This is a genomic window from Streptomyces sp. NPDC059009 (assembly GCF_042740175.1).
In the GTDB taxonomy this organism is placed as follows: domain Bacteria; phylum Actinomycetota; class Actinomycetes; order Streptomycetales; family Streptomycetaceae; genus Streptomyces.
This window is the reverse complement of the sequence record NZ_JBHYJB010000024.1, coordinates 121,711-146,554: the sequence shown is the minus strand read 5'-3', so window position 1 is coordinate 146,554 and position 24,844 is coordinate 121,711. Positions and strand designations below refer to the sequence as shown.

Below are 24,844 nucleotides of genomic sequence, written 5' to 3'. Positions count from 1 at the left end.
GTACAGCGAGCCGCCCAGGCCAGTACTCGTGTACTCGTTCGGCGCCCCCGGCTTTTCGAGGACGGACATACCGCCGCGTCCCCACCCCGACCCACCCACCACTCGCACCCCACCCACCCAAGGGACCATGGGGTATGCGTACCTGGTTCCTCACCCACGACCTGGACCACTTCCTCCGCCGCGCCCGCCACTTCCTCCACGCCGAACCCGCCCTCCACACCGCCCTGTTGAGCGTCACCGACACCCTCCGCGTTCGCGGCCTCCACGTGTACGGGGAAGGAGATCCCCTCTTCGGGATCTGGGTCGATGCCGATGCCGATGCCGATGACGTGGGCTCTCCCGTTCGTGGGGCCTTTTTGCGGACCCCGCCTCACCACATCGCCCTCAGCCCCCTCGACGAACCCGCCGCCGACGCCCTCGCCGCCCGGCTCCACGCCGCGGGCCACGCCCTCCCCGGAGTCATGGGCGACCGTGACACCGCCGACGCCTTCGCCGACGCCTGGAAGCGGTACGCCGGGACCGGGACCGGGACCGGGGCCGGGGTCGAGGTCAGCCTCGATGTCCGGCAGCGGCTGTACCGCCTCGGAGAGCTCACCCCACCCGAGCCCACCCCGCCCGGCCACCCCCGCGTCGCGGGCAAAGGGGACCGGGAGCTGCTCATCCGCTGGCACCAGGAATTCGGCGCGGCCATCGGGGAGCGCGCCCACATGGAAGCCGGAGAGTGGGCGGACGCACGTATCGCGTACGGCGGTGTCACCCTCTGGGAGAGCCAGGACGGGACCCCCCTCGCCATGGCGGGGAACACCCGCCGTACCGCCGGGCAGGTGCGCGTCGCCCCCGTCTACACCCCCGCCGAACTCCGCGGACGCGGATACGCGGGGGCCGTCGTCGCCGAGGTGAGCCGGGCCGCCCGCGCCGACGAGGTGCTGCTCTTCACCGACCTCGACAACCCCACCAGCAACGGGCTCTACCAGCGCATCGGCTACCGACCCGTACGGGACTTCGCGGTGTACTCGTTCACGGCCACAGCAGCTCGGTGATCCAAGAGCCCGACTGGGTGCGGTACTTGAGGCGTACGTGCCGCCTCCTCCCGTCCCCCTGGAAGAACTCGACCTCCTCGGGGGCCAGGACATACAGCGTCCACGTGGGAGCGTCCGCGTCGGGCTCGGCCCGGGCCCGTTCCCAGGCGGAGCCCGACGCGGCCTCCAGCTCCCCGTAGCCGTTCGCCAGAACCTCGCTCTGGTGCCCCACCAGCGCCGCCGCCAGCGCTCCCGTCGAGCGCGCGTGCAGGTCGGCCAGGGCCTCGGTGTGCGGGGCCGTCGTCACCCGGCCCCGGACCCGGATCTGGCGGCCCTGCGCGGGCCAGTAGAAGTGGAGGGCGGCCTGCGGGAGGGCGGCCAGCTGCCGGCCCTTCGCGCTGGTCGCGTGCGTCGCGAAGTGCCAGCCCTCGGCGTCGGCGTCGTGAAGCATCACCGTACGGACGTCGGGGTGGCCGTTCTCGTCGACGGTCGCCAGGGCCATCGTGTGCGGCTCTGGCTGGCCCGCCGCCACCGCCTCCGCGAACCAGGAGTGGAAGAGGGGGAGCGGTTCCGGCGGCGCGGCTTCCGGGGTGAAGGCGGGGAGTTCGATGTCCCAGACCTTCTGGGCACGGAGCAGTTCGAGGAACGCGGCGTGATCGGTGGTCATGCACCGATTGTGCGGGAGGGCCATACCCGGGGCCCGAGGGAGGACCACACCCGGGGCCCGGCCCTCCCGCAGAGGCGAGCGCACGTCGTCAGTGCACGTCAGCGGACGTCAGCGCCAGCCAGCGTCAGTCAGCGGACGTGAGCAGACGTCAGCGCCAGCCAGCGCACGTCAGCGCACGACGACCTTCCCCGTCCTCGCCACCCACGTGACCGTCCCGCCCTCGAACCGCTGCGAGAAGTCCTTGTTCTTCGCGCGGACCGGCGCCCCGGTCGGACAGCCCAGCTTCCCCTTCTCCGCCTTCGCCTGCGCCCACGCCTTGCCCAGCGCGCCGCCCGCCCCCTTGATCCGGCAGGTGAAGTCGGCGGTCACGGTCTGCCCGCCGTCCGGCAGTGTCACCGTGACCCCGTTGCCCTTCGCCGCCTGCTTGGCCCGGCCGACGAGCCAGGAGCGCAGCTTCCAGTACTTGGCGGGCGCCGCCGTGAGCGTCACGCGCGTGCCCTTCGTGTACGGGGGCGCGGGCTTGGCCGACACCTTGCCGGCCTTGGCCGAGGGCACGATCCGCGTGGCCAGCGGCGCGACGGAGGACGTGCGGTAGGCGGCGACGACGGGTGCGGTCTGCCGCAGGACGGCCGCCGCGTTCGAGTCGGAGCCGGTGCCGAGCTGCAGCTTCTGCAGGGCGGCGGCGGACACCTTCGGGTTCGAGTATGTGCCCGCGTACTTGCACAGCTTGTCCGAGTGCCCGAACTTCTCCTGGCACGTGATGCGGTACGCCATGGTCGTGAACCACTTGCCGTCCGGCGTGATCCACCCCTGCGAGCCCTTGTACGGCGGCTTGAGCGCCTGGCGCAGGACATCGACGGGCATGTTGTTGGCCTGGGCCGCCTGCTGAAGCTGCTTCTCGAACGTGATCGGGTCGTGGTACAGCGCCAGGTTGTGGCCCAGCTCATGGGCGAAGCCCGGGTCGCGGCCGGTGGCCGTGAAGACGTCGATGGTGCTGTAGGCCCACTTGTCCGTCGTGCTCGACACCTTGGTGTTCGGGAGGCTGCCCTGCCCGGCCGTGTACTGCCCGCTGGACTTCGGCACGTTCGTCCAGAAGGAGACCAGGTCGGCGTTGTACTGGTCGCGGACCTTGTGGGCCAGTTTGCCGAGCTCGCCGGTCCCGTTCTCCATGTCCTGCTGGCCGGCGCTGGGGTCCTCGCTGCCCTTGTACCCCTTGATCTCGAAGGAGTGGACGATGCGGACCTCGGCGTTCACGCCCGCCTTCTCGAACGCCCGGTTCATCTGGAGTTCGGCGGCCTTGATCCGGTCCTCGATCTTCTGGGGGGTCCAGCGGAAGGCGGTGCCCCAGTTGGCGAGCTCCTCCGAGTTGGTGCCGTCCAGAAGGCCCTTCTTCGCCATCGGTGTGTAGCCGACGACGACGTCGATGACGGCCTTCTTGCCGCCCTTGTCACCCTTCTCGGCCTGCGCCCGCTCCGAAGGGTCCCGCTTCTCCCCGGCCTTCTCCCGCGCCTCCTCCTTCGCCTTCTTCTTCGCGACCGCCTCCAGGTTCGGCGGCAGCTGGAGGGGCGGTACGGACGGTGCCGGAAGCTTCGACGGGTCGAAGTCGATCGCCTCGGTGCGCTCGCTGTTGTCCGGGTCGGAGCCGAAGAGGTACTCGCGGTCCTCGGACTCCACGGTGCCGGTCACGTCGTCGTCGGCGGTGGAGTCCGTGCAGGCTCCGTCGACCGCGATGAACACGAACGACGTCGGGTCGCCGGCCCGCTCGCCCAGCCAGTAGACGGTGTCCAAGCCCTCGTCGTCCACGCTCAGCTGGGCCTCGCCCTGGACCGGGACCTTGGCCTGGTAGGTCTCCGTCAGCTCGGGGAGCCGCTTGAAGTCCATGACGAGCGTGCGGGAGTCGGCCCTCGGGTCCCCGTCCGGCTCCAGGTCGCAGAAGCTCGCGAAGTCCCGCGCGTTGAGGTGGGCGTAACCGGCGCCCATCAGGCCGGGCGGGAGGGGCTTGTCCGTGCCGGTGGCGGCGGCGGACGTGGTCAGCACCGGCAGGACCGTCGCCGCGAGGACGGTGGCGGTGGTCAGGGCGGTGCGTCTGAGGTGGCGCACGGGGTGGCTCCTTGGGGGAGGGGGTTCGGACCGGCGGTCGATCCGAGGTCCAGGAAGTCACCCGGGGGCGGACCCGAGGGGACACGGCGGGCCGCGCCCTCTCGGAATCACCCCGTTGCCGGGTCCACGACCGACCGATCAGCAGACACCCTGTCCACCTCGGTCACTCTGGTCATCCCGGCCACCTCGGTCCCTCCTGGTCACCCCGGTTCCTCACGTCCCCCACATCCCCCACATCCCCCGCGAACTGGGCCATCTGGGGGCGCTGAAGTCGTGCATCGAGATGATGGAGGAGGAGAGGTGCCCGCGTGCGTTTGTGGGTCGGGTGTGGCTACGGGACCGCGGACCTGATGGAGAGGATGGCGGGGCAGCTATGAACGACGACCTGGTCGCCTACCTCGACCGGGACATCCTCGTCACGCTGTGGCCGATCCTGCGCCAGTTCGTGGGGCGCGCGGTACGCAGTGTCTGGGAGGGGGCGTTTCCTGAGCTCAACTCCCTTGGCGTCGCCGGGGGATGACCGGCCTGAGCATCAGCTGATGGTGGCCCAGGAGCGCAGCAACGTGGCGATGCGTGCCGCCGTGCAGCGGTCGTCCAGGAGGAGGTCGCGCAGAGCGACGACGTCATCGCGTGTGGGTTTGACGGTGATCCCGCCGGCCTCCAGGTACATGACCCCGCTCGCAGCGGCGACGGTGAGATGTGAGCGCTCCAGCCAGCGGCAGCGTCCCAGGGTGTGCACCAAGGCGGCTGCTCGCAGATAGGCGGAACCGTAGACAGGGGTTTCCAGGAGTTCGGCCTGGTGCCGGGCGCAGGCGGCCACGGGCACTCCCAGGTCGTCGGGTGCCGGATCGTCCGCGCCGGCGATCTGGGCCACCTGCAGGATCCAGGCGACGTCGACGTGCAGGTCCATCAGGTACCACGCGTGGCGAGCCGTCCCGCAGAGGGCCTGCCCCGCGCGAACCGCGTCACCCTCGCCCAAGAACCACCGTCCCCGAAGAACAGAACCACCCCCCCGTCCCCGAAGCCACCGCCACCTCCGGCAAGCTCCCGTCCCCCCGCCGCACCTGCCCCGCGCCCGCTTCCCCGCGCAGCTGCCGCACAGCCTCCACGATCAGGAACAGCCCGCGCATCCCCGGGTGTTGGGCGGACAGTCCGCCCCCGTCCGTATTGGTCGGCAGCTCCCCGTCCCTCAACAACCGGCCCTTTTCCACAAAAGCGCCCCCCTCGCCCTTCCCGCAGAACCCCAGGTCCTCCAGCGTCACCAGCGTCATGTACGTGAACGCGTCGTAGATCTCCGCCACATCCACGTCGGCCGGCCGCACCCCCGCCCGCTCGAACGCGAGGCGGCCGCTGACCGCCGCCGGGGACACCGTGAAGTCGTCCCACTCGGACATCGTCGTGTGCGAGACGTGCTCGCCACTGCCCAGGACCCATACGGGAGTTGAGGCACAGTCGGCCACGTATTCCTCGGCCACCAGGAGCACGGCGCACCCGCCGTCCGACCGTATGCAGCAGTGGAGCTTGGTGAACGGGTCCGCGATCATCGGGCCGCTCAGCACTTCCTCCACCGTGATGGGGTCCCGGAACATCGCCTCCGGGTTCGTCGCCGCGTTGGCCCGGGCCTGTACGGCCACCGAGGCCAGCTGCTCCAGCGTCGTGCCGTACTCGTGCATGTGGCGGCGGGCCGCCATCGCGTACTTGGAGATCAGTGAATGCCCGTAAGGGACCTCGAACTGCAGGGGCCCCCGCGCGCCGAACGACAGGTTCGAGGTCCGGCGCTTCGCCTTGATGTCGGCGCGGGCCGTCGACCCGTACACGAGGAGGACGGCATTCGCGCGGCCCGCCGCGATCGCGTCGGCCGCGTGCGCGGCCATCACCTCCCACGTGGAGCCGCCGACCGAAGTGGAGTCCACCCAGCGGGGCTTGAGGCCCAGGTACTCGGCGACCTCGACCGGCGCGAGGGTGCCGAGCCCGGCGGACGCGATGCCGTCGATGACCTCGCGGCCGAGCCCGGAGTCCGCGAGGGCGCGGCGGGCGGCCTGGGCGTGCAGGGCGTAGGGGGTGGCCTCGTCGACGCGGCCGCAGTCGGAGAGGGCGATGCCGGCGACGGCGACCTTGCGGCCTCCGGTTCCGGTACCCGTTCCGGCTCCGACTCCGGCTCCGGTCTTTGTTCCAGTTCCAGTTCCAGTGCGGGTGGCAGCAGTTGGCATGAATCTGACGGTACATCAGATACGTATCCGCCAGGGAGGGGAAGGTCATGTCGCGGCTCTGTGCATATGGCCGCCGCGGATCTAGCATGACGGCCCGTCAGATTCTGGGTCCGGCTCGTCGGACCCCGGGAGGGAGCCCGCCGATGGACGCCGCCTTCAGTGCGGAGCAGGACGAGATCCGCCGCACCCTTCGCGAACTCATCACCAAGCGCAGCGGCCCCGACGAGGTCAAGGCCGCGGTGCGCACGCCCATGGGGTACGACACCGCTCTCTGGTCCGCCCTCGCGGAGCAGCTCGGACTGCCCGGGCTCGCGGTCCCCGAGGCGTACGAGGGCGTGGGCTGCACCGCCGCCGAACTGGCCCTGGCCGCCGAGGAACTGGGGCGCGAGCTCGCCCCCTCCCCGCTCTTCTCCACCGCCGTCCTCGCGGCGCCGCTGGTCCTCTCCCTCGGCACGGAGGAGCAGAAGGCCGCGCATCTGCCCCGTATCGCATCCGGCGCGCTGACCGCCGCGCTCGCCGTCCCCGGCGCGGGGCTCGCCACGGCCCTCGGGCTCGTCGGCGACAACGCGGGGGACTGGGCGGGCGGCGGGCGCGCGGGCGGGGTGCAGGCGCGGCTCGTGGACGGCGGGTGGCGGCTGTACGGGGAGGCCGATCAGGTTCTCGACGGGCACAGCGCCGATGTGCTGGTCGTGGCGGCCCACGCGGGTGGCTTCGCGCGCTCGCGGACGCTGCTGTTCCTGGTGTGGGCGGACGCGGCGGAGCTGCGGCGGACGCGCCAGACGTCCCTGGACGAGACCCGGGCACAGGCGCGCGTCGAACTCCGCGATGTACAGGCCGAGTTGCTGGGGAATGAGGGTGCGGACGTGCTGGGCGCGCTCACGGCCGTCGGTGACGTGGCGGCGACGGTCGTCGCGGCGGAGGCGCTGGGCGCGGCCGACCGCGTGCTGGAGCGGACGGTCGAATACGTGCGCCAGCGCGAGCAGTTCGGCCGGGCGATCGGCTCCTTCCAGGCGGTCAAGCACCGCCTCGCGGATGTGTATGTGCAGGTCCAGGCGGCCCGCTCGGCGGCGTACTACGCGGCGTGGGCGGCCGGGGCGGAGGCCGCGGGCTTCGGCGGCGACGGGGCGGAGCGGGTCGGCGGGCTCGCCCTCGCCCAGGCCCTGGAGTCGCTGCGCACGGCGGCTTCGGAGGCGGTGCAGCTGCACGGCGGCATCGGCTTCACCTGGGAGCACGAGGCGCACCTGTACTTCAAGCGGGCGTCGAGCGACGAGCTCCTGTTCGGGCCGGTGCACCGGCTGCGGGGGCGGGGTGCGGAGCGGGCGGGGCTGTTCGCGGGGGCGGAGGCGGCCGCCTCTGTGGGGGAGGCGGCCACTTCCGTGGGGGAGGCGGCGACCTCCGTGGGGGAGGTGGCGGTCTGATGCCCCCTGGCGTCCGCCTGATGCAGAAGGTGTCGTCCACGCGCACCTTCGCGCGCATCGCCCCGCACTTCGTCCCCGCGATGGACCGCGCCGTCCACCGCCTCACCCGCGGCAAGGTGCTGCTGAGCGCGCAGATGCTGCCGGGGGTGATCCTGACGGCGCGCGGCGCGAAGAGCGGCCTGGAACGCCGTACACCGCTGGCCTGCATGCCCGAGGAGGAGAAGGGGAGTTGGGTGCTCATCGGCTCCAACTTCGGGCGGCCCGGCCACCCGGCCTGGACGGGCAACCTGCTGGCCCATCCGGAGGCCACGGTCAACTGGAAGGGTGAGGACATCCCCGTACGGGCGCGGCTGCTGAAGGGAGAGGAGCGCGCGGAGACCTGGGGGCGCGCGCTGAAGTTCTGGCCGCCGTACGCGACGTATCAGGCGAGGGTGGAGCGGGAGATACGGCTGTTCCGGCTGGAGCGGCGCACCGAGTGAGAGGTGGGTGGCTCTTCAGGCGCGCGGGAAGCTGCGCGGCCGGCCACGATGCACCCGCAGCCGAGAGGCAGCCGCAGCCGAGACACGTCCGAATGCCGCAGCGGCGGGCCACTGCCCAAGCAGTGACCCGCCGCTGCGGTGACAGGACTTGAAAGGGCGCCCTACTTCGTGGGCTTCTTGCCCGTCACGCCCAAGTGCACCAACAGCGCCAGATTCGGCTTGAGTTCGGCCTGCTTGACGCCCCAGGACTGGAAGCCCCGCTGGTGCGAGGCGACCGCCGCGAGCATCGCGACGAGGGAGCCGGCCATCGCCGCCGGGCTCACGTCCTTGTCGACCTTGCCCTTGGACTGGAGCTCCTTGACCGCTTCCGCAAGGGAGTTGTTGACCGAGTTGAGGATCTTCATCCGGATTTTGTAGAAGCGCTTGTCGCCCTCGGCGGCGCCGAGGTCCACGACCCGGAGGATCGCGTCGTTCTTCCGCCAGAAGTCGAGGAAGCCGTCCACCAGCTCCTGCGAGGTCTGCCAGCCCGCCTTGCCGACCCAGGAGCGGCCGTCAAGGAGCTGCGTCAACTCGGCGCCCTCCGCGGCCATTTGCTCCGCGATCTCCAGGACGGCGCCCTCCACGTCCGGGAAGTACTGATAGAAGGTCGCGGGTGAAGTCCCCGCCTTCCGGGCGACGTCGATGACTTTCACGTCCCGGTAGGGCGAGGAGCTGAGCATCTCACTGAGGCAGTCGAGCAGCTTCTGACGCGTCGCCTGACCACGCCGACCGGCCACGCGGCCGTCGACGGTACGTACCTGTCCTGTCATGCCGTCAGCTTACCGAGGGGTGATCGGAGCGCGATCTGGCCGGTGCAAATGGGGTGGGTGGGGCCGCGGCGGGCGGTCCTGGCCGATCGTCGGACGATCCTCGGACGACCGTCGGACACAGGAGAGGCCATAAGTCCCACTTTGCACGGAGACCTACCGATACTGACCCCGGTTCGCAACCATGGCCCGGGACAGGAAGAATCAGGGTGCGTGCCGCCCTAGCGGCTCGGTGGTGAGACGCTGCACGGGGCTGCATTCTTCGGCGGCCGCGTACGGGGAGGTGGCAAGGCAAGTGGTGGATCAGCTGACGCAGCACGATCCGAGGCGGATCGGCCCGTTCGAGGTGCTCGGCCGGCTCGGCGCCGGCGGCATGGGGCTCGTCTACCTCGCGCGTTCCGCGTCCGGGCGCCGGGTGGCGATCAAGACGGTCCGGACCGAGCTCGCCGAGGACCAGCTGTTCCGCGTCCGCTTCACGCGCGAGGTGGAGGCCGCACGCGCCGTGTCCGGCTTCTACACCGCCGCGGTCGTGGACGCCGACCCGCGCGCCGCCGTGCCGTGGCTCGCCACCGCGTACGTGCCCGCGCCCTCCCTCGAAGAGATAGTGAATGAACACGGTCCGCTGCCCACCCAGGCCGTGCGCTGGCTGGCGGCGGGCGTGGCCGAGGCCCTGGAGTCCATCCACGGCGCGGGCCTGGTCCACCGCGACCTGAAGCCGTCGAACGTCCTGGTGGTGGAGGACGGGCCGCGCGTCATCGACTTCGGCATCGCGTCCGGCGTCTCCAACACCCGTCTGACCATGACGAATGTGGCCGTGGGCACGCCCGCGTACATGTCGCCCGAGCAGGCCAAGGACTCCCGCAGCGTCACCGGCGCCTCCGATGTCTTCTCCCTCGGCTCGACCCTCGTCTTCGCCGCCACCGGACACGCCCCCTTCCACGGCGCCAACCCCGTCGAGACCGTCTTCATGCTGCTGCGCGAGGGCCCGGACCTGGAGGGCCTCCCGGACGAGCTGCGCCCGCTGATCGAGTCCTGCATGCAGATGGAAGCGGCGCTCCGGCCCACCCCCGCCGACCTCCAGGCCCAGCTCGCCCCGCACCTCTTCGCCTCCGACAGCGACGACAGCGGGACCGCGTCCGCATGGCTGCCGGAGCGGGCGGTCGCACTGATCGAGGCGCGCAGGGGCGGGCGACCGCCCGCGCGCGTGAACGCAGGGGGCGGCGGCCGGGGCAGCGGCGGCGGCCGCGGGGCGGCGGCGTCGGCGGTGTCGGCACCCCCGTCCTCCGCCGCTCCGTCCTCTCCTCCTTCGTCCGTCCCTCCGCTGGGGGCCCATGGGCGGCTGCCCGCCACGGCCGCCCCGCCGCCGCAGCCGGTCGCGCCGCCCGTGGGCGCCCCGGCGCCCGACAGCGGGCCGGTGCGGCTCGCGGGCGCGAAGGTGCCGATCGGGCCGGGGCCGCGCGTCGCCGACGCCCGCGCCGTCGCGGCGGGGGCGGCTCCCGCCGACCCGGGGCTCGCGGCGTCCTGGTCCCGCGCGAAGGCGGGCGCCCCCGTGAACGGCGCCCCCGCCACCGGGGTGCCCGCACCCGCCGCCGCCCCCGACCAGGGGCAGGGCGCGGGCTGGCGGCCCTGGCGGTTCCGGATGTCCAACGACGTCTGGGGCACCCCCGCGGTCGCCGGGAACCTCGTCTACGTCACGTCCTTCGAGGTCCACGCCCTGGACGTGGCCACGGGCCGCCGCAGCTTCAAGACCCGCGACGTCGCCTGGTCGATGTCGGTCGCCGACGGCCGTATCCATGCCTCCGACGGCCCCACCCTGTACGCGCTCGACGGCTCCGACGGCTCCGACCTGTGGCGCCTCAACACCGACGCGTGGGTGTACTCCCTCCAGACCGACCGCGGCACCGTCGTCACCGGGACGCGCGGCGGCGGCGTCCAGGCGTGGGAGGCCGCGAACGGCGAGAAGCTCTGGGAGATCACCGGCGCCCAGACCGACTTCGAGACCCCCGAGTCCGGCCCCGTCATCCACGACGGCACGGTCTACGTCTGGAAGGACGCCCGGCTGCGCGCGCTGGAGGCCCGTACCGGCGAGGAGCGCTGGTCGTACCCGATAGGGGACGCGGCCTCCTGCGGCGGGGTGCCGGTGCGGCTCACGCAGGCGCAGGACGGATACGTGTACGTGGCCGCGGGCACGCGCGTCCTCGGCATCGACGTCGCGAGCGGTCATGTCCGCTGGCACTTCGAGGCCCCGGCGGTGTTCCTGTGCCCGCCCGCGTTCGCCCCCGGGCCCGCCGTGACGGGCGGCGGGGTCTACCTCGCCGACTACCTCGGCACGGTGTACGCGCTGGACGCGACGGACGGCCGCGACCGCTGGCGGATCGCCACGGAGTCGCGGGCCTCCATCGAGCCGGTGCTGGTCGCCGACGGCCATGTCCATGTGGGCAGCGGCAAGGGCCTCTACACCCTCGACGCGGTCACCGGGACGCCGAAGTGGCGCTTCCAGGCGGGCGGCGAGGTGGTCGGCGCGCCGGTCGTGGCCGACCGGCGGATCCACTTCGGGGCGACGGATCACTTGCTGTACACGCTGAAGGCGGACGACGGGCGGTTGCGCTGGAAGCTGGCTACTGGGGGCGAGATCACGGGGGCCCCGGTGGTGCGGGACGGTGTGGTGTACGCCTGCAGCAAGGACCGGTGTGTGTATGCGCTGGACGCGGAGCGGGGGACGGGGACGGCGGGGCGGGGCTAGCCCCTGACCCTGCGGGGGCCTTTATCGCCTTAAGGGCTCGTCCTCAAGCGCCGGACGGGCTATCCCTATGGGCGGGTGGGCCGGCGCTTGAGGACGAGGCGCGTTCAGCGCCGACAGGGGGTCTAGGGGCGCAGCCCCAGGAAGGCCCGCCCAGGGCGACGGAGTCGCCGTTTCGGGAAGGGGCGGGACTGGGGCCTATGTCGTCGGCGGGCGCTGCCAGGCCGGGCGGTCCGGGTCGTCGAGGGTCGGCATCGTCGCCGTGGACGACGGACCGTTCGGGTCCGGAGCCGTCCAGTCCGGGGCACCCGGCTCCGGGGGAGCCGTCGCCGCGGGGCGCCGGCCCCTCGCACGGCCCCGCATCAAGACCGCAGCCAGCAGAATCACCAGGCCCCCACCGAACGCGTTCGCCACGCCAAGGCCCAGCCCCGACCCGTCCCCCTCGATGGCCATGCCCCCCTGCACCTGCCCCTCACGCACCATCCACAGCACCGTGAAGCCGAGAATGATCACGCCCGCCACCGCCACCACCACACGCGAGCGCAGCACCACCCCCACCAGCGTCACCAGTGCCGCGAACGCGAAGGGGAGGAAGAGGGAGCCGAACAGCTCGGCTCTCGCGTCGGTGATGCCGCCGCCGGAGAACAGCTCGTCGAGGCGGAAGTAGCGTCCGTGACGGCCGTCGTACCAGGCACGGAAGGGGCTCCAGACGGCGGCCGTCGCTCCGAGGAGAGCGAGGATCGACCCGATGACATTGCGAACCATGTCCGGCCTCCTCTCGGACCTCTCAGTGATCGACGCTACGCCGGGAGCCTGACCCCCGCCATGTGACGGCATCGGCCACCGCACGCACCACATGGCCCTCTGTCAGCGGATACGGAAGTCCGGGCGCCGCCCCGTGAACAGTTCCGCCTGCCGCTCCGGCGGAAGGTTGCCGAGCGTGATCAGATGCGGCGAGTGCGCCAGGGCCTGGGCGCGGGCCGCCTCCTTCGCCGACCAGACCGCCCGCACCGTGCCCTGCACCGCCTCCGTCGGGTACGAGGCGATCGTCTCGGCGCAGCGCACCGCCGCCGCCAGCGCCCCGCCCGCCTCCGTGAGCTCGGAGACGAGGCCGATCTCGTACGCCCGGCGCGCGCCGAGCCGCTCGGCCGTCCCCATCAGGGACATCCGCGCGACCTCGCCGAACGGCATGCGCTGCGCCATGTTGATCGCCTCGTACGCGCTGACCATGCCGTAGGTGGTGTGCGGGTCGAAGAAGGAGGCGCGCTCGGAGTCGGCGACGATGAACTCCGCCTCGCCCAGCAGGTAGAACGCGCCGCCGCACGCCATGCCGCCCACGGCGGCGATGACCGGCTTCCACAGGTCGTTGGCCTTGGGGCCGATGGTGAGGAGGGGGTCGTCGATCGTGTACGGGGAGGTGGGCTGGGGGACTTCGGCGGAGCGGTCGATGCCCGTGCAGAAGGCCCGGTCGCCGGCGCCGGTGACGACGATGGCCCGCACCGTGTCGTCGTATCGGAACTCCCGCCAGACGGCGGCAAGTTGGTGCGCCGTGTCCAGGTCGATCGCGTTGTGGCGGTCGGGGCGGTCGAGGGTGAGGACCGCGACGCCCGACTCCTTGTCGGTGCGGACCTGGAGGCTCATGTGCGCTCCAGGACCCAGCGCGGCAGCGTGACCCCGTCGACCTCCGTGAAGACGACCTGGACGCGGGCGCCGATGCGCAGCCGTTCGGGGTCGACGGAGTTGAGCGGGGCGTCGGCCGAGGTCACGAGGTTGCCGACGAGGCGGATGCGGGGGGCCTCGGCGAGTTCGACGACGATCGCGTTGTAGGGGGCCTGCTCGGCGTAGGCGGGGAGGAGGGGCGGGTGCGGGCGCACGTACGACCAGATGCGGCCGCGGCCGCTCATCTTCCGCCACTCGCTGTCGAAGGACTGGCAGTGCGGGCAGCAGGGCCGCGGCGGGAAGCGCAGCTCGCCGCAGCCGGAGTTCGCGCACGCCTGGACGCGGAGCTCGCCCCGGGCCGCGTACTCCCAGAAGGGGGCGCCGTCGTCGTCGATGACGGGCGACAGGTATCCACTCTCGGTTGTCGTCATCTGCAACCCTCAACTCCTCAGGAGAATGGCGGAGGTGGGCACTCCCTCGCCCGCCGTGACCAGGCAGGTGGAGGCGTCCGGGACCTGGGCGGTGGAGCTGCCGCGCAGCTGCTTCACGCCCTCGTTGATGAGGTTGAAGCCGTGCACGTACGCTTCGCTGAGGCCGCCGCCCCCGGTGTTGATCGGCAGCCGCCCGCCGCTCTCCAGGGCGCCCCCCTCGGTGAAGGCGCCGCCCTCGCCGCGACCGCAGAAGCCGTAGCCCTCCAGGGAGAGGGGGATGAGGGGGGTGAAGGCGTCGTAGATCTGCGCGACGTCGATGTCCTGGGGGCCGAAGTCGGCCTGCTTCCACAGGTGTCGGGCGGCGGTCCAGGCGGGCCCGGACAGCGGGTCGTCGTTCCAGTAGTTGACCATGCCGTGGTGCTGTGCGGGCAGGCCCTGGGCGACGGAGTGGATGTACGCGGGCTTCTGGCGGCAGTCGCGGGCGCGCTCGGCGGAGACGATGACGCAGGCCAACGCCCCGTCCGTCTCCAGGCAGTTGTCGAAGAGGCAGAGCGGCTCGCTGATCATCCGCGAGGTCATATACATGTCGCGGGTCAGCGGCCGCTCGTACATCATGGCGGCCGGATTCTGGTTGGCCCGGTTGCGGCAGGCGAGGGCGACGTTGAAGAGGTGGTCACGGGTGGCCCCGTACTCGTGCATGTAGCGCCGCGTGAGCATCCCGATCTCGTCGGCGGGCCGGAGCAGGCCGAAGGGGCGGGTCCACTGCCCGGGGGTGGGGAGCTGAACTGCCGTGTTCTTCCAGGGCCTTGGCCCGCTGCCCCGCTTCCGTGAGCGCCAGGCGACGCCGACGCTCGCCTGCCCGGTGGCGATGGCGGCGGCGAGATGTCCGACGGTCGCGCAGGACCCGCCGCCCCCGTACCCCACCTTGCTGAAGAAGGTGACGTCCCCGGCGCCGATGGCCTTGGCGACCTCGACCTCGTCGGTCTCCTCCATGGTGTAGGAGGCGAAGGCGTCGACCTCGGAGGCCGCGATGTCGGCGTCGTCGAGCGCGGCGGTGATGGCGCGGCAGGCCAACGTCTTCTCATTCTCGGGCAGTTGCTTGGCGAAGGCGGTCTGCCCGATTCCGACTATCGCTGTAGCGTCCTTGAGTGAAGCCACGGGCACCTCCACGGGAGCGTACCGACTGCTGACAGCGCGTCAGGCTACAGCTAATCTGACGGATAGTCAGCTATCAGGAGGGGCTTGCGATGCGCGGCGACCTGGAGTGGGGCAGCATCCCGGGACTGGTCCGGGCGGCGGCCGAGCGGTACGGCGAGCGGGAGGCGGTCGTCGAGGGCCGGACCCGGATCACGTACGCGGAGTTGGGCGAGCGCGTGGACCGGGCGGCGGCCGCCTGTCTCGCGAACGGTGTGGAGGCGGGTGACCGGGTGGCGGTCTGGGCCCCCAACACCCTCGACTGGATCGTCTCGGCGCTCGGCGCGGTGACGGCGGGCGCGGTCCTCGTCCCCCTGAACACCCGCTTCAAGGGCGCGGAGGCGGCGTACGTCCTGGAACGCAGCCGGGCCAAGCTGCTGTTCGTGACCGGCACGTTCCTGGGGACGTCGTACGTGGCGTCCCTGCGCCGGGCGGCGGCGGAGGGCCCGGGAGACGGACCGCTCCCCGGCCTCCCGCACCTGGACCAGGTGGTGGTCCTCTCCGACGACGCCCCGGAGAACTTCCGTACGTGGAAGGACTTCCTGGCGAGCGGCGACGGCGTGAGCGCCGAGTCGGTCCGCGCACGGGCGGACGGGGTGGCCGCGGACTCCCCCTCCGACATCATCTTCACCTCGGGCACGACGGGCCGCCCCAAGGGCGCGGTCATCACGCACGCGCAGACGCTGCGCTGCTACGACGTGTGGAGCGAGCTCGCGGGCCTGCGCGAGGGCGACCGCTATCTGATCGTGAACCCGTTCTTCCACACCTTCGGCTACAAGGCGGGCGTGATCGCGTGCCTGACGCGGGGCGCGACGATGATCCCGCAGCCGGTGTTCAACGTGGAGACGGTCCTGGCGAACGTGGCGAAGGAACGCATCTCGGTGCTCCCGGGCCCGCCGACCCTCCACCAGTCGCTGCTGGACCACCCGGCGCGCGGGAACCACGACCTGTCGGCCCTCCGCCTCGTGGTGACGGGCGCGGCGGTGGTCCCGCTGCGCCTGGTGGAACGGCTGCGGGGCGAGCTGGGCGTGGGCACGGTCCTGACCGCGTACGGCCTCTCCGAGGCGAGCGGCATCGCCACGATGTGCCGCCGGGGCGATGCGGCGGAGGTCATCTCGGCGACGTCGGGCCGGGCGATCCCCGACACGGAGGTCCGGGTGGTCGGCCCGGAGAACGAGGAGCTGGCGCCCGGGGAGCCGGGCGAGGTCCTGGTCCGCGGCTACAACGTCATGAGCGGCTACTTCGAGGACCCCCAGGAGACGGCGAAGGTGATCACGGAGATCGCGGGGGAGGGGTGGCTGCGGACGGGCGACGTCGGAGTCCTCGACGACGAGGGCAACTTGAGGATCACCGACCGCATCAAGGACATGTTCATCGTCGGCGGCTTCAACGCGTACCCCGCGGAGATAGAGCAACTCCTCGGCCTGCACCCGGAGGTGGCGGACGTCGCGGTGATCGGCGTCCCGGACGGGCGCCTCGGGGAGGTCGGGAAGGCGTACGTGGTGCGGCGGTCGGGGGCCGGTGGGTCGACGCTGACCGCGGACGACCTGATCGCCTGGTCGCGGCGGGAGATGGCGAACTACAAGGTGCCGCGTGAGGTGGAGTTCGTGGCGGAGCTGCCGCGGAACGCGAGCGGGAAGGTGGTCAAGGGGGAGCTGCGAGCCGCTGCACGGTAGAGCACCCTTGCGCCTGCCTTCAGCTCTCGTCCCCGGCCTCGGCCTTCGCCTCGGCGGCGATGATGGCGGCGCGCTCGGACTCGCTGCACTCCACGCAGAACTCGTTGCCCTCCGGGTCGGCGAGGACGACCCAGCCGCGCCCGTTGGGCCTGCGCCGGTCGTCGACGCGGGTGGCGCCGAGGGCGACGATCCTGTCGGCCTCCTCGTCCCGGGTGCGGTCCTGGGGCTGGAGGTCCATGTGCAGCCGGTTCCTGATGGTCTTGGCGTCCGGCACGGTGACGAAGAGCAGCGTCACGTTGTCGGACTCGACCAGGGCCTCGGGGTCCCCGGGGAAGTCGTCGTCGGCGAGCTTGCCGCCGAGCACCTCGGCCCAGAAGGTGGCCTGGCGGTAGGGGTCGTGGGAGTTGATGGTGAGGTGGCGCACGAGAGAGGTCATGGGCGGGACTATCCGGCAGGGCGGACGGTGCTGTCCACGGGGTTTCGTGCGCGGCGGGCGGGGAGGAGCCGGGGTATGTCCCGGGTGGGCACGGGTGTGCGAAGCGGGGGAGTGGCGAGTGTCAGGATGAGCGGATGCACCAGCGCACCGCTCAGCCCCGCGTCCTCTTCGTCACCGACCTCGCCTACCAGGCCAAAGGCCGTCGCTACTGCGACGAGGACATCTATCTGACCTCCCGCCTCCGCGAGGACTTCGACGTGGCGCTGTGCCACCCGCTGGACGCGGCGGCCCTCATGGAGACGGGCGCCTTCGACACGGTGATGGTCCGCAACAGCGGCCCGGTCCTCAACTACCAGGAGCAGTGGGACGACTTCAGGGAGCGGGCGGGGCGTGCCGGGGTGCGGGTCCACAACGAGCTCACCGGGCGGGCCGACATGGTGGGCAAGCGCTATCTGCTGGAGCTGACGGCGGCCGGGTACCCGGTGATACCCACGGTGGACGCGCTCCGGGACGTCGACCGGCTCCCGGTCGTGGATTCCTATGTGGTGAAGCCGAAGCTGGGGGCGGACTCGATAGGTCTGGAGTTCATGACGCGGGAGCGCCTGGCGAAGCTCTCGTACGCGACGGGGCTCCTGATCCAGCCGCGCGTCGACTTCACGTACGAAGTCTCCTTCTACTTCGTGGACCGCACCTTCCAGTACGCGCTCCACGCCCCCGACCCGGACCGCCGCTGGGACCTCAAGCCCTACGCCCCCACCCCCGCCGACCTGGCCTTCGCCCAGCGCTTCGTCGACTGGAACACCATCGACCACGGCATCCAGCGGGTCGACGCGTGCCGCACGCGGGAGGGGGAGCTGCTGCTGGTGGAGCTGGAGGACCTGAATCCGTATCTGTCGCTGGAGCTGCTGGAGGGCGGGGTGCGGGAGGCGTTCGTGGGGGCGGTGAAGGGGTCGCTGCGGCGTCAGCTCGGAGTATGATGACTGGTATGGCAACCAAGAAGTACACGGTCACGCTGCCCGAGGAACTCGCCGAGGAGATCCGCGACGAGGTGGGCCCCGGTGCCTTCAGCGCGTATGTCACGCGGGCCATAGAGCGGCAGCGGGAGCGGGATCGGCTGGGGGAGCTGGTCGCTTGGATGCAGGAGGAAGGCGAGCCGCTCACGGAGGAGGAGCGGGCGGCGGCGGATGCCGAGCTGCGGGACGCCGAGCGGCACTTCGGCGACCTTGAGAAGCCCGCCGGCAGCGACCTCCCGCTGGCCTGCTGATGGCGATCGACTGCCTGGTGCTGGACGCCGAGGGGCTGTCCCGGACGGTGCGCCGCGAACGCGCCATGACGGGACTGCTGACCGCCGCGTACGGCAAGGGCATCCGTGTGGTGACCAGTTCCATGACGCTCATCGAGGCGTACCACGACAAGTTCCGGCGTCCGGCCTGGGAATGGGCGATGTCCCGCATCGTCGTGGAACCGGTGACGCGGGACGTGGCGGACGCGGCGGTGGCGCTGCTGGCGAACGCCGGGCTGCACGGCCACAAGTACGCGATCGACGCGGCGCTGGCGGTGATCGCGGGGCGGCAGGGCGGGAACGTGGTCCTGTACACCTCGGACGTGGACGACATGGCCAAGCTGTGCGGCGTGGGGGTCCTCGTCCGAGGGCTGTGAGGGGTCGGGTCAGCCTCGCGGAGGGTTGGGTGTGTGGCTGTCGCCCGGCGGGAGCGGGGTGTGGCTGTCCTGGGTCGTGACCGGGACGTGGCTGTCGGCGAGGGCGGGGCTCGCTGCGGCTCCCGCTGCGGCGGCCGCCAGGGCCAGGGTGATGAGAACCTTCTTGGCGCGCGTCATGCCAACCCCCATGGATTCGAACTGCCGTTGTTTTGACAGTAGTTGTGTGGTGCCCATTGTTCGCTGGGGCTAGTGATTCCGGTCAGTGAATGGCCGGAACCTGCCCTGGGCATGCGTCGGCCGCGGCGGCTTCCCCTCCGCGCCGCCGCGGCCGATCGATCCCCCGTCGGGATGTGACGTCCGGGTCAGTCCTTCGGCGGGGCGGGCGTGTGGCCGTCACCCTGCGTGGTCACGCCGCCGTCCTTGGGCGGGGCGGGCGTGTGGCCGTCCTTCGGCGGGGCCGGAGTGTGGCCGTCCTTCGGCGGGGCGGGCGTGTGGCCGTCGCTCTTGATGGAGATGTTGTTGTTCTCGGTCTCGCTCATGGGTGACAACTCCTAGGGAATTGACGGGGCCTGGTATTGGATACGCCCGTTCGGCAACTCCCCCGGGGGCTGCCGAACGGGCGTTTGGGCCGCTCACTGTATCCGTAGGGCCCAGGCGACCCGTCTGCCCCCCGACGCGACGGATCGACCCCATGAGAGTGGCAGTCACTCATAAACGTTCGATGAACGCCCCTTCCGGGGCTTGTCACGCAGCGGCGACGGGGTTCAGCAACTCCCGTAGTTGAGCGGCCTCCGGGGCTCCTGCCTCGCCGTGAATGGCCAGGGCGTCCCGCCAGCAGGCCCGCGCCCGGTCGACCTGCCCGAGGCCCTCCAGGGCCTGTCCCAGCAGCGTCAGTACGTTGGCGCGCATCCACTCGCCGCCGACGCATCCGGTCGCCAGGGCCTGTTCGGCATGGCGGGCAGCCTGTGCCGCCTGGCCGGTGGACCAGAGCACTTCAGCGATGCGGTAATGGGCCACGCCCTGCCAGAGGCGCTGACGATTGTCCCTGAACACCTCGAGGGACTGCGTCAGTTCGTCCAGTGCCTCTTGGTGGCGCCCGGCGTGGAGGAGCACGACGCCGAGGGTGTAGCGCGCGTTGGCGAGCCGGAAGGTGAGGCCGAGATCGTCGTAGATGGCGATCCCCTGCTGCGCGAGCTCGATGGCCTTCGATGTCCGGTCCAAGGAGACAAGGGCCCTGGACAGGTTGCAGAGGGCGCTGGCCTCACCGGGGCGGTTGCCGTCCGCACGGAAGGCTTCGATCGCCTTGAGCAGATGCGTCTCGCTGACGTCCGGCTGGTTGAGGCAGTTGGTGATGATCGCCTGCTCGTTGGGGGCGTTTCCGCTGGTCCAGGGGTCCTTGGACGCCAGAGCGAGTTCGGCGGCACGCTCCAGTTCGGCCGCCCCCTCTTCGAAGCGGCCCACCTTGCTCAGCACCTGGGCGAGGCTGACCCGGGCCCGCCCCTCCGCGTGCGGGTCGCCGACCTCGGCGGCCGCGTCCCGCGCCGCGCACGCGGCCGTCTCGTAGACGGTCGAGCTGGCACCGGACTCCGCCAGGTCCTTCGACGCCAGCAGCAGATCCACGGCGCGCCGCAGCGTCCCCGGCCGCAGGCCCTGTCGTACGCACGCGAGGATGCAGTCCGCCTCGGAGTGCAGCCAGTCGAGCGCCTTCGTGTCGTCGGCGAAGTGCTGCCCGGCGTCCACCTTGACCTCCAGGTGATCCACCGTCCGGTCCCCCGGCCGCTCGATCGCATAGACCCGCGCCGCCGACGCCAGGTAGAAGTCCAGCAGCCTCGACATCGCCGCCTCCCGCTCACTGGGCGGCTGCTCGTCCCGCTCCGCGCACGCACGCGCGTAGAGCCGGACCAGGTCGTGGTAGCGGTACCTGCCCGGTGCCGCCGACTCGATCAGGGACGTGTCGACCAGGGCCTCGAGGAGGTCCTCCGTCTCGTCGAGCGGGAGGTCGAGGACCGCCGCGGCGGCCGCCAGCGACAGGTCGGGGCCGTCCGCCAGGCCAAGGAGGCGGAACGCCCGCGCCTGCGCCGGCTCCAGCTGGCCGTAGCCCAGCTCGAACGTCGCCTTCACCGCGAGGTCGCCCGCCTGGAGCTCGTCCAGACGGCGGCGCTCGTCCGCCAGCTTGGCGGCGAGTGTCGAGACCGTCCACGTGCGGCGGGCCGCGAGGCGTGAGGCCGCGATGCGGATCGCGAGGGGGAGGAAGCCGCAGGCCGCCACCACGTCGAGGGCCGCCTCCCGCTCCGAGGCCACCCGCTCCTCCCCGACGATCCGGGTGAAGAGCTGGAGCGCCTCCTCCGGGGACATCACGTCCAGGTCCACCAGGTGCGCCCCGGCCAGGTCCACCATCCGGACCCGGGACGTCACCAGGGCCGCGCAGCCTTCCATGCCGGGCAGCAGCGGGCGGACCTGGGCCGCGTCGCGGGCGTTGTCCAGGAGGACCAGGACCCTGCGGCCGTCCAGGACCGAGCGGTACAGCGCCGCCCGCTCCTCCAGCGTGTCCGGGATCGCGGAGTCGGCCGTGCCCAGGGCGCGCAGGAAGGCGCCCAGGACCGTTTCCGGTTCCGCGGCGCGGGGGCCCGCGCCCTGCAGGTCCACATACAGCTGGCCGTCGGGGAAGTGCGTGCGCGCCACGTGGGCCACGTGCACCGCGAGCGTCGTCTTGCCCACGCCGCCGATGCCCGCGAGCGCGGAGACCGCCATCACCCGGCCCTCGGCCGTGGACAGGATCCCGCTCAGTTCCTCCACGAAGGAGGCGCGACCGGTGAAGTCCGGGACCGTGGCGGGGAGTTGGGCCGGGCGGACCAGGACCGCCGAAGGTTCCGAAGTGCCCGCCGAGGGCTCCGACAGGCCCGGGTCCGCCTGGAGGATCCGCTGCTGGAGCTCCGACAGGCCGGGGCGCGGGTCCACGCCGAGTTCGTCCGCGAGCAGGCGGCGCGTGTCCGCGTAGACCGCCAGCGCCTCCGCCTGGCGGCCGCTGCGGTACAGCGCCAGCATGAGCAGTTCGCGCAGGCGTTCACGGAGGGGGTGGGCCGCCGTGAGGGCGGTCAGTTCGGATACCGCCTCCGCGTGGCAGCCCTGTTCCAGGTCCATGTCCAGGCGGGACTCGATGAGTTGGAGGCGCCACTCCTCCAGGCGGGTGCGCTGGGTCTCCGCGTAGGGGCCGGGGACGCTCGCCAGGGGTTCGCCGTCCCACAGGTCCAGCGCCTCGTTCACCAGGCAGCGGGCCTTGCACAGGTCGCCGACGCCGCGGGCCTTCTCCGCCGAGGTCCAGAGCTCCTCGGCCTCCGCGAGGTCCAGGGCGCCGTCGGGGACGCGGATCGCGTAGCCGCCCGACTCGCTCACCAGGACGTCGCGGGGGAGGACCTTGCGCAGCCTGGACGCATACGTGCGGACCGCCGCGAGCGCCTGGGACGGGGGCTCGTCGCCCCACAGGGCGTCGATCAGCTCCGCCGCCGTCGCCGTGCGGCCCTCGCGCAGGAGGAGCGCCGCGAGCAGGGCGCGCTGCTGGGGGGAGCCCGTGGAGAGCGGCTCCTCGCCGTGCCAGGCGCGCACCGGTCCGAGCACGCTGAAGCGCGGTGCCTGCTCCTCGGGGGCGCCGTGCGCCTCCCCAGGGGCCGGACGCCGCTGCTCCGGTACTCGCGGTACTCCGTCCATCGCTCCCCCTGCCGGGTAACCCACGTGGGTCGCGGGCCTGCCCTGCCCGCTCTTCGTGCACCCGCCAGTTTGCCTTGTTCATGGCGGATACGTCAGCCGTGCGAGACGGCTCTCACAGGGTCCTCGCACGAGAAAGGCGGGAATTCAAGGGACTGGCGGGGAGTGGTCGGTGGTGTGCGGGGCGGCCGGGGCGCGGACGGCCGGCAGTTGAGGAGGAGCTGACGGATAGCTGACGGGGCGTCAGATCGGCGCTACGGTTGCCCATATGGAGACTCAGGAGAGCCGGCAGGGGGCCCGGCAGGCGGACCAGCAGACCTTCCCCCTCATCATTTCCGTCGACGACCACACCGTGGAGCCCCGCAACGTCTGGCGGGACCGCCTCCCGGCGAAGTACCAGGACATCGGGCCGCGCATCGTCCGCGCCCCCCTGAAGGAAATGTCCTTCTTGGGCGGGAAGTTCGCCCCTGTGATGGGGGAGAAGGGGGACGATGGGCCCATAGGGGACTGGTGGATCTATGAGGATCTGCACCGGCCCCTCACCCGGCTCGACACCGCCGTCGGCTACGACCGCGACGAGATCAAGCTCGAAGTGATCACGTACGAGCAGATGCGGGAGGGGTCTTTCGACGTGCCCTCGCGGCTCGCCGACATGGATGTCAACCACGTCCAGTCCGCGCTCTGCTTCCCCACCTTCCCCCGCTTCTGCGGGCAGACCTTCACCGAGGCCAAGGACCGCGAGCTCGCGCTGCTCAGCGTGCAGGCGTACAACGACTGGATGGTGGAGGAATGGTGTGGGCCCGACGCCCGCGGCCGCCTCATACCGCTCACCCTCATCCCGCTGTGGGACGCGGAGCTGGCCGCCAGGGAGGTGCGCAGGAACGCCGCGCGCGGCGTGCGGGCCGTGGCCTTCTCGGAGATTCCGCCGCACCTGGGGCTGCCGTCCATCCACACCGACGAGTGGGACCCGTTCCTCGCCGCCTGCGACGAGACCGGCACCGTCGTCGCCATGCACATCGGCTCCAGCAGCAGGATGCCGAGCACGTCCCCCGACGCGCCGCCCGCCGTCGGGTCCACCATCACCTTCGCCAACTGCTGCTTCTCGATGGTGGACTGGCTCATGAGCGGGAAGTTCGAGCGCTTCCCCAACCTCAAGATCATGTACGCCGAGGGGCAGATCGGGTGGATCCCGTACATCCTGGAGCGCGCGGATGTGGTGTGGGAGGAGAACCGGGGCTGGGGCGGCGTCGCCGACAAGGTGCACCGGCCGCCGTCGGAGCTCTTCACGGAGCATGTGTACGGGTGCTTCTTCGATGACGCCTTCGGGCTGAAGAACCTGGACGCCATCGGGGTCGGGAACGTCCTGTACGAGACCGACTACCCGCACTCCGACTCCACCTGGCCGAAGTCGCGCGAGGTCGGCGAGGCGCAGATGGGGCATCTCGCCCCGGACGTCGTCGACCGCATCGTGCGGCGCAACGCCATCGAGCTGCTCGGGCTCACCGGCGAGGGTCTCTGGCCGGGGACCGGCAAGCAGTAGGCGCGCGGTAGGCACGCAGTAGTCGCCTCCCACCCCTTGCCTGACGGTGCGTCAGCTACGACGATGAACCCCGTCGTTGGATATGACGCATCGTCAGATTCCGGATCCACGTGAGGGGTTGAGTGGCCCATGGCACGGATATGGCCCGAGGGCCGGCTGGTCTACGGCATGCAGCTGCCGATCCAGTCGCAGAGCGCCATGTACGCGGAGAAGTGGGAGAAGGAGGCGAGCGTCGAGGACCTCGCCGAGATCGCCCGCACCGCCGACCGGAGCGGCTTCGCGTACATCGCCGGCTGTGATCACGTCGCCATCCCGCGCCGCCTCGCCGACGCCATGAGCACCATCTGGTACGACCCCGTGGCCACCCTCTCCTTCCTCGCCGGGATCACCGAGAACGTGCGGCTCATGAGCCATGTCGCCGTCGTCGGGCTGCGCCACCCGCTGGTCAGCGCCAAGGCGTACGCGACCGTGGACCGGCTGAGCGGCGGGCGGCTCATCCTCGGGGTGGGCGCGGGGCACGTGCAGGAGGAGTTCGACGCGGTCGGGGCCGACTTCGAGCGGCGCGGGCCCGTCCTGAACGAGACGATCGATGCGCTGAAGGCCGCGCTCGGCACCGATGAATTCCCGGTCCACCACGGGGAGTTCTTCGACTTCGAAGGGCTCGGGCAGCAGCCCCGGCCCGTGCAGGACCAGGTTCCGATCTGGGTCGGCGGCTCCTCGCCCGCCGCCGTGCGGCGCGCCGCCACGCGCGCCGACGGCTGGCTGCCGCAGGGCGACCCGCGCGACGAGCTCCCCGCGCAGATCGCCAAGGTGAAGCGGCTGCGGGAGGAGGCGGGGATCGCGGAGCCGATCACCGTGGGCGCCATCACCGAGCCGCTGTACCTGGGCGAGCCCGACTGGCACGTGGGGCGGCGCACGCTCAGCGGGAAGCCGGCCGCGCTCGCCGAGTCGTTGCGCGCGTACGGCGCGATGGGCGTGGACCAGATCCAGGTGCGGTTCCGCAGCCGGAGCCGGGCCGAACTGACCGACCAGATGGCGGCGTTCGCCGCCGATGTCGCTCCGCACCTCAACTGATCCAGTGATCCAGTTCCGCACCTCAATCAATCCA

General features: G+C 71.6%; 24 protein-coding genes. 11 read left to right on the top strand and 13 right to left on the bottom strand.

Annotated features, from left to right (window positions below; genetic code table 11):
- Nucleotides 1-134 precede the first annotated feature (134 nt).
- Complete coding sequence (locus ACFWYM_RS23990; RefSeq protein WP_384840720.1) at nucleotides 135-1,040, top strand: GNAT family N-acetyltransferase; 906 nt, start codon at nucleotides 135-137, stop codon at nucleotides 1,038-1,040.
- Here ACFWYM_RS23990 and ACFWYM_RS23985 read toward each other — a convergent pair.
- Nucleotides 1,018-1,686: a pyridoxal 5'-phosphate synthase gene (locus tag ACFWYM_RS23985; protein WP_384840717.1), complete on the bottom strand. Its 669-nt coding sequence runs from the start codon at nucleotides 1,684-1,686 to the stop codon at nucleotides 1,018-1,020. The two genes, ACFWYM_RS23990 and ACFWYM_RS23985, sit on opposite strands and share 23 nt — an antisense overlap.
- A 168-nt stretch (nucleotides 1,687-1,854) precedes the next feature.
- Entirely contained in the window at nucleotides 1,855-3,786 is a 1,932-nt protein-coding gene (locus tag ACFWYM_RS23980) for a M12 family metallo-peptidase (protein ID WP_384840714.1), read from the bottom strand.
- A gap of 373 nt (nucleotides 3,787-4,159) precedes the next feature.
- On the opposite strand from ACFWYM_RS23980, the gene ACFWYM_RS23975 reads away from it, so the two are divergent.
- Nucleotides 4,160-4,306, top strand: a complete 147-nt coding sequence (locus tag ACFWYM_RS23975) for a hypothetical protein (RefSeq protein WP_384840711.1) — start codon at nucleotides 4,160-4,162, stop codon at nucleotides 4,304-4,306.
- Nucleotides 4,307-4,318: 12 nt separating this feature from the next.
- On the opposite strand, the gene ACFWYM_RS23970 is transcribed toward ACFWYM_RS23975, so the two are convergent.
- Complete coding sequence (locus tag ACFWYM_RS23970) at nucleotides 4,319-4,696, bottom strand: fic family toxin-antitoxin system, toxin component (protein ID WP_384840708.1); 378 nt, start codon at nucleotides 4,694-4,696, stop codon at nucleotides 4,319-4,321.
- 55 nt (nucleotides 4,697-4,751) lie between these two features.
- Nucleotides 4,752-5,996: an acetyl-CoA acetyltransferase gene (locus ACFWYM_RS23965; RefSeq protein WP_384840705.1), complete on the bottom strand. Its 1,245-nt coding sequence runs from the start codon at nucleotides 5,994-5,996 to the stop codon at nucleotides 4,752-4,754.
- Between the two features lie 143 nt (nucleotides 5,997-6,139).
- On the opposite strand from ACFWYM_RS23965, the gene ACFWYM_RS23960 reads away from it, so the two are divergent.
- Together ACFWYM_RS23960 and ACFWYM_RS23955 are read left to right on the top strand one after the other, a co-directional pair.
- Entirely contained in the window at nucleotides 6,140-7,414 is a 1,275-nt protein-coding gene (locus ACFWYM_RS23960; protein WP_384840702.1) for an acyl-CoA dehydrogenase family protein, read from the top strand.
- A complete protein-coding gene (locus ACFWYM_RS23955; protein WP_384840699.1) occupies nucleotides 7,414-7,893 on the top strand; it encodes a nitroreductase/quinone reductase family protein in 480 nt (159 codons plus the stop codon). The genes ACFWYM_RS23960 and ACFWYM_RS23955 overlap by 1 nt, the downstream gene beginning before the upstream one ends.
- A gap of 161 nt (nucleotides 7,894-8,054) precedes the next feature.
- On the opposite strand, the gene ACFWYM_RS23950 is transcribed toward ACFWYM_RS23955, so the two are convergent.
- On the bottom strand, nucleotides 8,055-8,702 hold the full coding sequence (locus ACFWYM_RS23950) for a TetR family transcriptional regulator (protein ID WP_384840696.1): 648 nt from the start codon (nucleotides 8,700-8,702) through the stop codon (nucleotides 8,055-8,057).
- A 292-nt stretch (nucleotides 8,703-8,994) separates the two neighbouring features.
- On the opposite strand from ACFWYM_RS23950, the gene ACFWYM_RS23945 reads away from it, so the two are divergent.
- Nucleotides 8,995-11,442, top strand: coding sequence for a PQQ-binding-like beta-propeller repeat protein (locus tag ACFWYM_RS23945; RefSeq protein ID WP_384840693.1), 2,448 nt, complete (start codon nucleotides 8,995-8,997; stop codon nucleotides 11,440-11,442).
- 195 nt (nucleotides 11,443-11,637) lie between these two features.
- Here ACFWYM_RS23945 and ACFWYM_RS23940 read toward each other — a convergent pair whose 3' ends face one another.
- From ACFWYM_RS23940 to ACFWYM_RS23925, 4 genes are all read right to left on the bottom strand, one after another.
- Nucleotides 11,638-12,204 (bottom strand): hypothetical protein, encoded by a 567-nt coding sequence (locus ACFWYM_RS23940; protein ID WP_384840691.1) that lies wholly within the window; start codon nucleotides 12,202-12,204, stop codon nucleotides 11,638-11,640.
- A gap of 102 nt (nucleotides 12,205-12,306) precedes the next feature.
- On the bottom strand, nucleotides 12,307-13,080 hold the full coding sequence (locus ACFWYM_RS23935) for an enoyl-CoA hydratase/isomerase family protein (RefSeq protein WP_384840688.1): 774 nt from the start codon (nucleotides 13,078-13,080) through the stop codon (nucleotides 12,307-12,309).
- A complete protein-coding gene (locus ACFWYM_RS23930; protein ID WP_384840685.1) occupies nucleotides 13,077-13,529 on the bottom strand; it encodes a Zn-ribbon domain-containing OB-fold protein in 453 nt (150 codons plus the stop codon). Before ACFWYM_RS23930 ends, ACFWYM_RS23935 begins: the two co-directional genes overlap by 4 nt.
- Nucleotides 13,530-13,538: 9 nt before the next feature.
- On the bottom strand, nucleotides 13,539-14,687 hold the full coding sequence (locus ACFWYM_RS23925; RefSeq protein ID WP_384840682.1) for a lipid-transfer protein: 1,149 nt from the start codon (nucleotides 14,685-14,687) through the stop codon (nucleotides 13,539-13,541).
- A gap of 89 nt (nucleotides 14,688-14,776) precedes the next feature.
- Between ACFWYM_RS23925 and ACFWYM_RS23920 the strand changes: the two genes are divergently transcribed.
- Entirely contained in the window at nucleotides 14,777-16,399 is a 1,623-nt protein-coding gene (locus ACFWYM_RS23920) for a FadD3 family acyl-CoA ligase (RefSeq protein WP_384840679.1), read from the top strand.
- Nucleotides 16,400-16,418: 19 nt separating this feature from the next.
- On the opposite strand, the gene ACFWYM_RS23915 is transcribed toward ACFWYM_RS23920, so the two are convergent.
- Nucleotides 16,419-16,835, bottom strand: coding sequence for a VOC family protein (locus ACFWYM_RS23915; RefSeq protein WP_384840677.1), 417 nt, complete (start codon nucleotides 16,833-16,835; stop codon nucleotides 16,419-16,421).
- Between the two features lie 134 nt (nucleotides 16,836-16,969).
- On the opposite strand from ACFWYM_RS23915, the gene ACFWYM_RS23910 reads away from it, so the two are divergent.
- Genes ACFWYM_RS23910 through ACFWYM_RS23900 form a run of 3 tightly spaced genes read left to right on the top strand, consistent with a single transcriptional unit; the run spans nucleotide 16,970 to nucleotide 18,494 of the window.
- Complete coding sequence (locus tag ACFWYM_RS23910; RefSeq protein ID WP_384840674.1) at nucleotides 16,970-17,812, top strand: hypothetical protein; 843 nt, start codon at nucleotides 16,970-16,972, stop codon at nucleotides 17,810-17,812.
- A gap of 8 nt (nucleotides 17,813-17,820) precedes the next feature.
- On the top strand, nucleotides 17,821-18,099 hold the full coding sequence (locus tag ACFWYM_RS23905; RefSeq protein WP_384840671.1) for a hypothetical protein: 279 nt from the start codon (nucleotides 17,821-17,823) through the stop codon (nucleotides 18,097-18,099).
- A complete protein-coding gene (locus ACFWYM_RS23900; protein ID WP_384840668.1) occupies nucleotides 18,099-18,494 on the top strand; it encodes a hypothetical protein in 396 nt (131 codons plus the stop codon). The genes ACFWYM_RS23905 and ACFWYM_RS23900 overlap by 1 nt, the downstream gene beginning before the upstream one ends.
- Nucleotides 18,495-18,503: 9 nt before the next feature.
- Here the strand turns inward: ACFWYM_RS23900 and ACFWYM_RS23895 are convergent, their stop codons facing one another.
- The 3 genes from ACFWYM_RS23895 to ACFWYM_RS23885 all read right to left on the bottom strand — a co-directional run bounded on the left by ACFWYM_RS23895 (nucleotide 18,504) and on the right by ACFWYM_RS23885 (nucleotide 22,199).
- Nucleotides 18,504-18,671, bottom strand: a complete 168-nt coding sequence (locus ACFWYM_RS23895; protein ID WP_384840665.1) for a hypothetical protein — start codon at nucleotides 18,669-18,671, stop codon at nucleotides 18,504-18,506.
- Between the two features lie 185 nt (nucleotides 18,672-18,856).
- Nucleotides 18,857-19,033: a sigma-like protein gene (locus ACFWYM_RS23890; protein ID WP_384840662.1), complete on the bottom strand. Its 177-nt coding sequence runs from the start codon at nucleotides 19,031-19,033 to the stop codon at nucleotides 18,857-18,859.
- 205 nt (nucleotides 19,034-19,238) lie between these two features.
- A complete protein-coding gene (locus ACFWYM_RS23885; protein WP_384840659.1) occupies nucleotides 19,239-22,199 on the bottom strand; it encodes a BTAD domain-containing putative transcriptional regulator in 2,961 nt (986 codons plus the stop codon).
- Nucleotides 22,200-22,464: 265 nt separating this feature from the next.
- On the opposite strand from ACFWYM_RS23885, the gene ACFWYM_RS23880 reads away from it, so the two are divergent.
- A complete protein-coding gene (locus tag ACFWYM_RS23880; protein ID WP_384840656.1) occupies nucleotides 22,465-23,736 on the top strand; it encodes an amidohydrolase family protein in 1,272 nt (423 codons plus the stop codon).
- 129 nt (nucleotides 23,737-23,865) lie between these two features.
- Complete coding sequence (locus ACFWYM_RS23875; protein ID WP_384840653.1) at nucleotides 23,866-24,810, top strand: TIGR03619 family F420-dependent LLM class oxidoreductase; 945 nt, start codon at nucleotides 23,866-23,868, stop codon at nucleotides 24,808-24,810.
- Nucleotides 24,811-24,844: the final 34 nt, after the last annotated feature.